The sequence below is a fragment of the Stenotrophomonas sp. HMWF003 genome, from assembly GCF_003061285.1.
GTDB lineage: Bacteria > Pseudomonadota > Gammaproteobacteria > Xanthomonadales > Xanthomonadaceae > Stenotrophomonas > Stenotrophomonas maltophilia_AP.
In genome coordinates, this window is record NZ_QAIW01000210.1 from 1619 (window position 1) to 12143 (window position 10525).

Consider the following 10525-nt stretch of genomic DNA (forward strand, 5'->3'; position numbering starts at 1 on the left):
GCTGGCGGTGGACAAGGTCGTGGATGACCAGCAGCTGCGTGCGGCCGGCATGTCGGTGGGGCAGGGCAGCGCGATGGTGCGCACCGGGCGCAGTGCCGCGGTGGGTACCTATCGCCTGCAAAGCGTCCAGGCGCAGGGCCGCTACGTGGTGCAGGTGCTGGAACCCAACAGCACGGTGGCGCTGAAGCTGCAGGCCAGCCGCCAGCAGGTGCTGGCCGGTGGCAGCGTGGAGCTGAGCGCGCGCCTGGTGGATGACCGCGGCACGGCCACGCTGGGCGGTGCAACCACGGGCGGGCGAACCCTGCCGGCCGGTGGCGAGGCGTTGCTGGTGGCCCCGGACGGCCGCAGCTGGCCGGTGCCGCTGGTGGCTGGCAAGGACGGTCTGCGCGCGCGCGTGGCGATCCCGCAGGACATCGGCCCGGTGCAGGGGCTGTGGGAACTGCAGGCCTTCGTCAGCGCCAATGGCGTACAGCGCGATGGCAAGGTCGCCTTCGCGGTCGCCCAGCCTACCGCGCGCTTCACCGGCCAGGCCGAGGTGGACCTCGCCCGCCGCACGGTGATGTTGCCGCTGGAGGTGGGCGCGCCCGGTCGCTACGAGGCGCGCGGCACGCTGTACGCCACCGGCCCGGACGGCCAGCTGCGGCCGGTGGCGCAGGCGCACAGCGCGGCGTGGTTCGACCATGCCGGCAGCGGCGCCATCGCGCTGCCCTTCGCCAGCGTGGCGCTGCCGCGCGGGTATGCGGCGCCGTTCGAGCTGCGCGACCTGCAGCTGCAGGACCAGGGCCGGATGGCCCCGATCGAGTCACGCGCGGTGGCGTTGAAGTTCTAGGCACCGCGGGCGACGGAGGCGACACCCTCCGTCGCCCGGCGGTAGAGCCACCCCATGGGTGGCTGCCTTTCATCGGGCGCACCTGCCTGCAACGCCAGCCACGCATGGCGTGGCTCCGTCCCCTATCCCGCAAACGCGCTCAGCCGACCCTCATGTTCCACCACCTGGATCGGGCCGCCGAACACCTCCGACAGCGGGCCGTCGCGCAGCAGGTCCTCGCGGGGCCCATCGGCGACGATCCGGCCGCCGCGCAGCAGCACCACCCGCGCGATTTCCGGGATGACCTCCTCGATGTGGTGGGTCACCAGCACCAGGGTGATGCCCTCGGCGGCCAACCGGCGCATGGTGGCGATCAGGTGCTGGCGCGCGATCAGGTCCAGCCCGGTGGACGGCTCGTCCAGCAGCAGCGCCTGCGGCCGGTTGACCAGCGCCCGGGCGATCAGCACGCGCCGGGTTTCACCGGCCGACAGCTCGGCATAGCCCCGCGGCAGCAGCGGCAGCGCGCCGGTCAGGGCCAGGGTTTCGCGCACGCGCTGGCGCATGTCGTCGGTGACTTCGCGGAAGGCCGGCACCACGAAGCTGGCGAAGAAGCCCGACAGCACGGCTTCTTCCACGGTCAGCCCGGGCATGTCGGCCAGGTTGCTGCTCAAATCGCCGGTGACGATGCCCAGCTGCGAGCGCAGCCGGTCCACCTGCCAGCGGTTCTGGCCCAGCACCCGTACCGCCACGCTGCCGTCGGCATGCGCCAGCGGGTACAGCTCGCGGGTGATCAGCTTGATGAAGGACGACTTGCCGCAACCGTTGGGGCCCAGCAGCGCGGTGTGCTGGCCCTGGGCGATGCGCAGGCTGAGATCGTGCAGAACCCGGACCTGGCCGCGGATCACACAGGCGCGGTCCAGCTCGATCAGGGGGATGTTGGCGGCCAGGGGCGCCGGGGAGGCTGCGACTGTCATGAATGCGGGGGCATGCTCACGAAGGAGGAAAACAACTGAATGACTGCGCAAAAATCGCACCAGACGGATGAAGTTTGCAACTGCAGGCCCCATCATGTCCGAAGGTGTACCTGTTCCCTTGCTGGCCGCCCGCGGCCTGGAGTCCTGCGATGCTCGATACGCTCCTCAACTTCCTGACCGGCGGTGTCGTCGGCCTCGGCTGGTGGGGCATGGCGCTGGTGCTGCTGGTGTTCACCCAGCTGACCATCTTCGCCGTCACCCTGTACCTGCATCGCAGCCAGGCGCACCGTGGCGTGGATTTCCACCCGGTCATCGCGCACTTCTTCCGCTTCTGGACCTGGCTCACCACCTCCATGATCACCAAGGAGTGGGTGGCCATCCACCGCAAGCACCACGCCAAGGTGGAAACCGACGAAGACCCGCACAGCCCGGTCACCAAGGGCATCGGCATGGTGTTCTGGCGTGGCGTGGAGCTGTACCGCGAAGCCCGCGCGATGCGCGCGGACATCGAGCAGTACGGCCGCGGCGCGCCGGACGACTGGATCGAGCGCAAGCTCTACACCCCGCATGCCAACCTCGGCCCGGTCGCGCTGCTGGCCATCAACAGCCTGCTGTTCGGCCTGCCGGGCGTTGCCCTGTGGGCGATCCAGATGGCGTGGATCCCGTTCTGGGCGGCCGGCGTGGTCAACGGCCTGGGCCACTGGTGGGGCTACCGCAACTTCGAATCGGCCGACACCTCCACCAACCTGACCCCCTGGGCGTTCTGGATCGGCGGTGAAGAGCTGCACAACAATCACCACGCCTTCCCCAGCTCGGCCCGCTTCTCGATGCGCCGCTGGGAATTCGACATCGGCTGGGCCGCCATCCGGGGCCTGCAGGCCGTGCGCCTGGCCAAGGTGCTGCGCGTGGCGCCGTCCATGGACGTGCGCCCGAACATCGCCGTGCCGGATGCTGAAACCCTCAAGGCGCTGCTGTCGCACCGCTTCCAGGCCATGACCGACTACCAGCGCAACGTGTTCGTGCCGGCCCTGCGCGAAGAGGCGGCGATGGCCGGTGCCAAGCTGCGCAAGCTGCTGCCGCGCCGCATGCGCCGCGGGCTGGTCAACGATGGCCGCTGGCTCAAGCCGGACTGCCGCGCCCAGCTCAGCACCTGGGTGGAACAGCGCCCGCGCATCCGCGTGCTGGTCGAACACCGCGCGCGTCTGGCAGCCCTGCTGGAAGCGCGGGGCAACGATGCCGCCGAGCGCCTGAAGCTGCTGCAGGCGTGGTGCCACGAGGCCGAAGCCAGCGGCATCGCCGCGCTGCAGGCCTACGCCGCCCGCCTGAAGGGCTACGCGCTGACGGCGCACTGACCGGTGCGCCCCGGCGTGAACAACCGTGAAAAACGCCGCCTCGTGCGGCGTTTTTCCTGCGTGGCCCTGCTGATGGCCGCCGGCATGGCGCAGGCGCAGGTGGCCGACACCGGCAGCTACCTGCAGCGCATGGATACCGACGGCGATGGTCGGGTCAGCGTCGAGGAATACGTGCAGTGGATGCTGTACGCCTTCGAGCGCATGGACCGCAACGGCGATGGCGTGCTCAGTGCCGATGAACTGCCCGGCGGCAAGGGCGCCCCGATCACCCGCGAACAGCAGCGGCAGACCCTGGTGCAGCGCTTCCACAAGCAGGACGCCAACGGCGATGGCTACCTGAGCGCGAAGGAACTGGCCGCGCCGCCGCGGTGAGCGTGACGTTCGCACATGCAGCGGGAAGTCGGACAGGTAGCGGGGCAGAGCCCCGCTCTACCACCGGGGGACGCCGTAGAATTGCCCCATGCCTGAACTGCCCGAAGTAGAAACCACCCGCCGCGGCCTGGCCCCGCACCTGGAAGGTCGCCGCGTGCATGGCGTGATCCTGCGCCGGCCCGACCTGCGCTGGCCGATTCCCGAGGAGATCGGCGCGCTGCTGCCCGGGCAGGCCATCGACGGCGTGCGCCGCCGCGCGAAGTACCTGCTGCTGGATACCGCCATCGGCAGCGCGGTGCTGCACCTGGGCATGTCCGGCAGCCTGCGGGTGCTGCCCGGTGATACCCCCGTGCGCGCGCACGACCACGTGGACATCAGCCTGGACAACGGCCGCCTGCTGCGCTTCAACGACCCGCGCCGGTTCGGCAGCCTGCTGTGGCAGCCGGCCGGGGAAACCCATGCGCTGCTGGCCGGGCTGGGCCCGGAGCCACTCGACGATGCCTTCGATGGCGACTACCTGTTCCAGCGCAGCCGGCGCCGCAGCGCATCGGTGAAGACCTTCCTGATGGACCAGGGCATCGTGGTCGGCGTCGGCAACATCTACGCCGCCGAAAGCCTGTTCATGGCCGGCATCAACCCCCTGCGCGAGGCCGGGAAGATCTCGCGCGGGCGGTACCAGCGGCTGGCCACGGCGGTGAAGCAGATCCTTGGGTACGCCATCACCCGCGGCGGCACCACCCTGCGTGATTTCATCAACCCCGACGGCGCCCCGGGCTACTTCGAGCAGGAACTGCTGGTCTACGGCCGTGAAGGCCAGCCCTGCCGGCAGTGCGGGCGGCCGCTGCGGCACGCCACCATCGGCCAGCGCGCCAGCGTCTGGTGCGGCCACTGCCAGCGCTGAACCCTCGCACGCCCGTCGCCTTTGCGGCGGTATAGTCCGCCCAACGTCACCGGCGGGGGTGTGCGATGGACGAGGCACCGGATATCACCGTATGGCTGGACTCAGCCCGCGCGGGCGACCGCGCCGCCCTGGACCGGGTGCTGACCCTGCTCTACCAGGAGTTGCACAGCATGGCCCGGCGCCAGTTGGCCGGCCAGCAGGGGCGCACGCTGGATGCCACCTCGCTGGTCCACGAGTCCTACCTGAAGCTGCTCGGCGCACGCGGTGCGGCCCGTTTCGAAGACCGCGCGCACTTCTTCGCCTATGCCGCCTCGGCCATGCGCAGCGTGGTCGTGGATTACGCGCGCAACCGGCTGGCCCGCAAGCGCGGTGGCGACCTCAAGCGGGTCGACCTGCCCGAGAACAGCAGCAGCGGCGTGCGCCTGGATGAAGACCTGCTGGCGCTGGATGTGGCGCTGGCCCGGCTGCAGGCCGTGGACGGCCACCTGGCCAAGGTGGTGGAGCTGCGCTATTTCGCCGGGCTGTCCGAGCACGAGATCGCCGACCTGTGCCAGCGCTCGGAACGCAGCATCCGCCGCGACTGGCAGAAGGCGCGCATGTTCCTGCTGGCCTCGGTGCGCGACGACTGAACACGGCGGGCAATGACGGTCCCGCGTGGCGGCGCGGGCGGTGGTACATCGTTCGGGGAGCAGATCGATGGAAGCGTCGCGCTGGCGGCAGGTGTCTTCGCTGCTGGACCAACTGCTGGAACTTGCCGACGGGCCGCGTGCGCAGCGGCTGGCGCAGCTGCGCCTGGCCGATCCGACGCTGGCCGACGACCTGGAACGCCTGCTGGAACACGAGCGCGACAGCCACGAGTTCATGGCCCAGCCGTTGTGGACCGCCGCCCCGTCGGACAGCCGTGCCGGCACCCTGATCGGCCCCTACCGGCTGCTGCGCTCGCTGGGCGAGGGTGGCATGGGCGAGGTCTGGCTGGCCGAACGCGCCGACGGCCTGTACCAGCGCCAGGTGGCACTCAAGCTGCTGCGCAGTGGCTATGCCGACCCGGGCCTGCGGCAGCGCTTCAGCCGCGAGCGCGAGATCCTGGCGCGGCTGCAGCATCCCAACCTGGCCGAACTGCTCGATGCCGGCGTGGACCTGCAGGGCCAGCCCTACCTGGCGTTGGCGTACGTGGAAGGCCAGCCGATCACCGACTACTGCCAGCAGTTGCAGCTGCCGCTGGAACGCCGCCTGCAGCTGATGCTGCAGGTGTGCGCGGTGGTCACCCACGCGCACGCCAACCTGATCGTGCACCGCGACCTGAAGCCCTCCAACATCCTGGTCACCGCCCATGGCGAAGTGAAGCTGCTCGACTTCGGCATCGCCAAGCTGCTCGACGACCGGGAGGCGCGCGACAACGCGCCGCACCCGGCCACCGAGGCGCGCGCGTTCACCCTCCACTACGCCGCGCCCGAGCAGGTGCGGGGCGAACCGGTCACCACGCTCACCGATGTGTACTCGCTGGGCGTGGTGCTGTTTGAAGTGATCACCGGGCGCAAGCCCTACCGGTTGCGCCGGCACAGCGATGCCGAATGGGAACGCGCGATCCTGGAGGTGACCGCGCCGCGCGCCTCGGCGGTGGTGCTGCGCGGCAGCGCCGGGAGCCCGGCCACGCTGGCCGACCGGCGGCTGGCCCGGCGCCTGCGCGGCGACCTGGACACGATCCTGCTCAAGGCCCTGCAGAAGGAACCGGCACAGCGCTACGCGTCGGCCGAAGCGCTGGCGCAGGACCTGCGCCGCTTCCTGGAAGGTCGCCCCATCCACGCGCGACCGCAGCGCACGCTGTACCGCCTGCGCAAGTACATCGGCCGGCACCGGTGGGGCGTGGCGTTGGGCTCGCTGGGGGCGGTGGCGCTGGCCGGCCTGGCGGTGGTGGCGCTGTGGCAGATGCAGCAGGCACGCCGCGAGATCGCCCGCGCCCAGGCCATGCAGGAATTCACCGTGGGCCTGTTCGACCGCGCCGCCGGCGTACGCCATGGCAGCTTCGACGTGCGCCAGCTGCTGGCCACCGGGCAGCAGCGCGGCGAGGCCGAACTGGCCGACCAGCCGTTGTCGCTGGCCGATCTGCAGGGGGTGATCGGACGCCTGCGGATCGGCATGGGGGACTATCAACTTGCGCTGCAGACGCTGGACCGCCAGCGCGCGCTGCTGGAGCAGGCCGGCGATGTGCCGCCACCGCTGCAGCTGGAAGCGGTGACCCAGCGTGGACGCGCGCTCCGCATGCTGGGCCGCTCGCGCGAGTGCGTGGCGCACATGACGCCGATGCAGTCGCTGGCCGCGCAACAGCGCAGCGCGCTGCCCGGCCTGGTGGCCGAGTACCACGCCCAGCTCGGCCGCTGCCAGCAGCTGTTGGGCTTCCGCGATGAAGCGCGCGCGGCCTTCGCGCTGGCGCTGGCGCTGCGCCGCGACGTGCTGCACGACACCGCCGGCACCGCCGAGAGCCTGTCCGACCTGGCTGCGCTGGACAGTGACGACGGCCGCCCGCAGGCGGCCCTGGCCGGCTACCAGCAGGCGCTGCAGCTGCTGCAGCTGCGCGCCGGTGAGCGCCAGCCGCAGCTGATCGTCCTGCGTCGCCACCTCGGCGAAACCCTCGCCGCGCAGGGCGACCTGGATACCGCCGAGCAGACCCTGCACATCGCCTGGGCCGATGCGGTCAGCCTGTATGGGCCGGAACACCCGGAGACCCTGTCGATCCGCCGCCTGCGTGGCGTGCTGGCCCTGCAGCGCGGCGACCTGCGCCAGGCGGACGCGACCCTGCAGCAGGTCCATCGCCTGACCCGGCTGGCGCTGGGCGAGCAGCACCGCGACACCGGCCTGAGCTGGCATGCGCTGGGCCTGCTGGCGCTGGAGCGCGGCGACAGTGGTGCCGCGGTGGTCGATTTCGAACGTGCCGTGGCGATCTGGCGGCAACCGGACTGCGTGGGAGTGTTGCCGCAGGGCCTGTACGACTATGGCACCGCCCTGGCCCAGGCCGGACGCTGGCAGGCCGCGCTGGCTGCCCTGCATGAAGGCCGCCAGTGGCAGGCCGCGCAACGCGGCGACCACGATCCGTCGGTGCAGCTGGCCGACCTGCGGATGGCCGAGATCACCAGTGCCTACGGCGACCCCCGCCAGGCCGGCGACCAACTGGCGCAGTTGATGCTGCGCCACCGGCAGGGCGGCGCCGAGGCGCTGGCCGGGGAGCAGGCCCTGCAGCTGGCCTGGGGCCGCAACCTGGCCCGCATGGGGCAGGACGTGGAGGCCGAGCGCGCGTTGTCGAGGGTGGCCAACGGCCGGGCGCCGGACCCGGCCAGCACGGCGCTGCGCTGGCAGGCCCGCACCAGCCTGGCCGCGCTGCGTTGCCCGCAGGCGCCGCTGCGCAGCCGGGAGGCGCTGTTGCGGCTGCAGGGCGAAGCACGGTTGCAGTGGCCGCAAGGCGGCACGGTGCTGCGCGACATCGACCAGGCGCTGCAGGCCTGTGCCACCGCGACATTGGCCGACACGCGCTGATCGGCGGGCGGCTGGCTGAACGCCACGCGCGCGCCACCTCGGCGATTTAACGTTCGCCTGCCTATGATGGCCGGCCCTTTCCTGCCAGTGCTGCCTGCATGCAACGTCGCGACTTCATCCGCAATGCCTCCCTGGCCCTGGCCGCGATCGGCTTCCCGGCGCTGCCGGCCTGCGCCGCGCAGGGCAGCCAGGTGGGGCTGCGCCGGCTCGGCCAGCCGCAGCCGTTCGATTTCGCCACCCTCAAGGGCCAGGCGCGCGCGCTGTCGCAGGCTGCCTACCAGACCCACAAGCGCACGTTGCCCGGGCCGCTGGAAGCGCTGGACTGGGACCAGTACCAGTCCATCAGCTACCGCCAGGACCATGCGCTGTGGGCCGACAAGCCCGGCAAGTACCAGGCCAAGTTCTTCCACCTGGGCCTGTACTTCCATTCCCCGGTGCGCATGTACGACGTGGTGGATGGCAAGGCGCAGGAACTGGCCTACGACCCGGCCGCGTTCGATTACGGCAAGAGCGGGTTGAAAGGCAGCCACCTGCCGGCCGACCTGGGCTTTGCCGGCTTCCGGCTCAATACCCGCCAGGACACCAACCGTGATTTCGCCGCGTTCCTGGGCGCCAGCTACTTCCGCGCCGTGGGCAAGGAAGGCCAGTACGGCCAGTCGGCGCGTGGCCTGGCCATCGACACCGGCATGGGCAAGCCCGAGGAATTCCCGGACTTCATCGCCTATTACCTGGAACAGCCGGCCGCCGATTCCAACACCCTGGTGGTGTATGCGCTGCTGGACTCGCCCAGCGTGGCCGGCGCGTACCGCTTTGCGATCACCAACGGCGACACCCTGCTGATGGACATCGACTGCGCCCTGTACCCGCGCAAGGCCATCGAGCGGCTGGGCATCGCCCCGTGCACCAGCATGTACCAGGTGGGCGAAAACGACCGCCGCATGGCCTGGGACTGGCGCCCGGAAATCCACGACACCGATGGCCTGTCGATGTGGACCGGCAGCGGCGAGTGGATCTGGCGCCCGCTGTGCAACCCGCACAACCTGCGCTTCAACATGTTCGTGGACAACAACCCGCGCGGCTTCGGCCTGCTGCAGCGTGACCGCAACTTCGACCACTACCAGGACGACGGGGTGTTCTACGAGAAGCGCCCGTGCCTGTGGGTGGAACCGAAGGGGCAGTGGGGCAAGGGCTCGGTGCAGCTGGTCGAGATCCCCACCGTGGATGAAACCTTCGACAACATCGTGGCGTTCTGGAACCCGGAGGCCAAGCCGCAGCCGGGCCAGGAACTGCTGCTGGGCTACCGCCTGTACTGGGGCGCACAGCCGCCGGCCCGCACGCCGCTGGCGCATTGCGTGGACAGCCGCACCGGGTTGGGCGGGGTGATCGGCAAGAAGCGGGCGTATTTCTCGTGGCGCTTCGCGGTGGATTTCGAAGGCGGCGAACTGGCCGCGCTGATCGACAAGGGCGAGGTGGAAGCGGTGGTCCAGGCCAGCCGCGGCCGCGTGGAGATCGTCTCGGCGCGCCCGCTGCGCGAGATCAAGGGCTACCGCGCCATGTTCGACCTGGTCCCGCCGGACGATTCCACCGACCAGATCGACATCCGCCTGTACCTGCGCAGCGGCGGCAAGACGCTGACCGAAACCTGGCTGTACCAGTACAGCCCGCCGCCGAAGGGCGCGCCGGAGCGCACGCTGTACTGAGGGGCTGGCAGCCGCCTACCCGCATTACCCGGGCTGACGTCCTACGGCCGGGACAAGCCCCCTTGTTGTTCAAGGGGGCGCGCCGACAGGCGCGGGGATAAGGATGATGGTGAGGCGGGGCCCACGGTTTGCATCGCACATCGTGGGGTGAACACGCGAATGCGGGTTCAAACCGCCTGGGCAGGCTCGATTTTCCCTTCGCCCCGCGTGATCTTCTTGAACTCGGCCCGGCTCACCGACACGTAGCGCTCGTTGCCGCCGATCTCCACCTGCGGGCCGTCCTGCACCGCGTGGCCGTGCTCATCCACGCGCACGGTCATGGTGGCCTTCTTGCCGCTGTGGCAGATCGTCTTGATCTCCTGCATCTCGTCGGCCCAGGCCAGCAGGTACTGGCTGCCTTCGAACAGCTCGCCGCGGAAATCGGTGCGCAGCCCGTAGCAGAGCACCGGAATGCGCAGCTGGTCCACCACCTCGCTGAGCTGCCAGACCTGGCTGCGGCTCAGGAACTGCGCCTCGTCCACCAGCACACAGCCGAGCGTGCCGTGGGCCTCCAGGTCCTGCGCAATCAGCCCCTGCAGGTCGGTATCGCGGTCGAAGGCCACGCCGTCGGCCTTGAGGCCGATCCGCGAGGCGACCACGCCGCGCCCGGCGCGGTCGTCCAGGCGCGGGGTCAGGATGGCCACGCGCATGCCCCGTTCCCGGTAGTTGTGCGCCGACTGCAGCAGCGTGGTGGTCTTGCCGGCGTTCATCGCCGAATAATAGAAATAGAGCTTGGCCATCGGCCAATTCTAGACGCCCGGCCGGCCCGCGTCGCCGCCCGCCGGGCCAGGCGACGCTTTTGTCCGCCACCGCCGGGCACCCCGCCCCGGCCGGGCGGCCCGGTACAATGC

At 70.6% G+C, this 10525-nt stretch carries 9 protein-coding genes; 7 read left to right on the plus strand and 2 right to left on the minus strand.

What is annotated here, in order from left to right; genetic code table 11:
• Positions 1 to 829, plus strand: an 829-nt coding sequence (locus DBR34_RS08540) for a DUF4785 family protein (protein ID WP_258223765.1), incomplete at its 5' end; no start/stop codon positions are given.
• A 122-nt stretch (positions 830 to 951) separates the two neighbouring features.
• Here DBR34_RS08540 and DBR34_RS08545 read toward each other — a convergent pair.
• Positions 952 to 1782 (minus strand): ATP-binding cassette domain-containing protein, encoded by an 831-nt coding sequence (locus DBR34_RS08545; protein ID WP_181393951.1) that lies wholly within the window; start codon positions 1780 to 1782, stop codon positions 952 to 954.
• A 149-nt stretch (positions 1783 to 1931) separates the two neighbouring features.
• On the opposite strand from DBR34_RS08545, the gene DBR34_RS08550 reads away from it, so the two are divergent.
• The 6 genes from DBR34_RS08550 (at position 1932) to DBR34_RS08575 (ending at position 9635) form a co-directional block, all read left to right on the plus strand.
• Positions 1932 to 3134 (plus strand): fatty acid desaturase, encoded by a 1203-nt coding sequence (locus DBR34_RS08550; protein ID WP_128096470.1) that lies wholly within the window; start codon positions 1932 to 1934, stop codon positions 3132 to 3134.
• 72 nt (positions 3135 to 3206) lie between these two features.
• The gene (locus DBR34_RS08555) at positions 3207 to 3506 is read left to right on the plus strand and encodes an EF-hand domain-containing protein (protein WP_128096477.1); all 300 of its coding nucleotides are present in this window, start codon (positions 3207 to 3209) and stop codon (positions 3504 to 3506) included.
• An 88-nt stretch (positions 3507 to 3594) separates the two neighbouring features.
• Positions 3595 to 4407 carry a bifunctional DNA-formamidopyrimidine glycosylase/DNA-(apurinic or apyrimidinic site) lyase gene (mutM, locus tag DBR34_RS08560; protein ID WP_128096471.1) on the plus strand — a complete coding sequence of 271 codons (813 nt, stop codon included), beginning with the start codon at positions 3595 to 3597 and terminating at the stop codon, positions 4405 to 4407.
• 65 nt (positions 4408 to 4472) lie between these two features.
• Positions 4473 to 5036: an ECF-type sigma factor gene (locus DBR34_RS08565; protein WP_128096472.1), complete on the plus strand. Its 564-nt coding sequence runs from the start codon at positions 4473 to 4475 to the stop codon at positions 5034 to 5036.
• 67 nt (positions 5037 to 5103) lie between these two features.
• Entirely contained in the window at positions 5104 to 7935 is a 2832-nt protein-coding gene (locus DBR34_RS08570; RefSeq protein WP_128096473.1) for a serine/threonine-protein kinase, read from the plus strand.
• A gap of 98 nt (positions 7936 to 8033) precedes the next feature.
• Positions 8034 to 9635 carry a glucan biosynthesis protein D gene (locus DBR34_RS08575; protein WP_128096474.1) on the plus strand — a complete coding sequence of 534 codons (1602 nt, stop codon included), beginning with the start codon at positions 8034 to 8036 and terminating at the stop codon, positions 9633 to 9635.
• Between the two features lie 167 nt (positions 9636 to 9802).
• Here the strand turns inward: DBR34_RS08575 and DBR34_RS08580 are convergent, their stop codons facing one another.
• Positions 9803 to 10414 carry a thymidine kinase gene (locus DBR34_RS08580; protein ID WP_128096475.1) on the minus strand — a complete coding sequence of 204 codons (612 nt, stop codon included), beginning with the start codon at positions 10412 to 10414 and terminating at the stop codon, positions 9803 to 9805.
• Positions 10415 to 10525 lie beyond the last annotated feature (111 nt).

What these genes read in the sequence shown, in the direction of transcription:
- DBR34_RS08570 (WP_128096473.1), top strand. Translation starts at nt 5,104, where the DNA reads ATGGAAGCGTCGCGCTGGCGGCAGGTGTCTTCGCTGCTGGACCAACTG.
- DBR34_RS08580 (WP_128096475.1), bottom strand. Translation starts at nt 10,414, where the DNA reads ATGGCCAAGCTCTATTTCTATTATTCGGCGATGAACGCCGGCAAGACC.
- mutM (WP_128096471.1), top strand. Translation starts at nt 3,595, where the DNA reads ATGCCTGAACTGCCCGAAGTAGAAACCACCCGCCGCGGCCTGGCCCCG.
- DBR34_RS08565 (WP_128096472.1), top strand. Translation starts at nt 4,473, where the DNA reads ATGGACGAGGCACCGGATATCACCGTATGGCTGGACTCAGCCCGCGCG.
- DBR34_RS08550 (WP_128096470.1), top strand. Translation starts at nt 1,932, where the DNA reads ATGCTCGATACGCTCCTCAACTTCCTGACCGGCGGTGTCGTCGGCCTC.
- DBR34_RS08575 (WP_128096474.1), top strand. Translation starts at nt 8,034, where the DNA reads ATGCAACGTCGCGACTTCATCCGCAATGCCTCCCTGGCCCTGGCCGCG.
- DBR34_RS08545 (WP_181393951.1), bottom strand. Translation starts at nt 1,782, where the DNA reads ATGACAGTCGCAGCCTCCCCGGCGCCCCTGGCCGCCAACATCCCCCTG.
- DBR34_RS08555 (WP_128096477.1), top strand. Translation starts at nt 3,207, where the DNA reads ATGGCCGCCGGCATGGCGCAGGCGCAGGTGGCCGACACCGGCAGCTAC.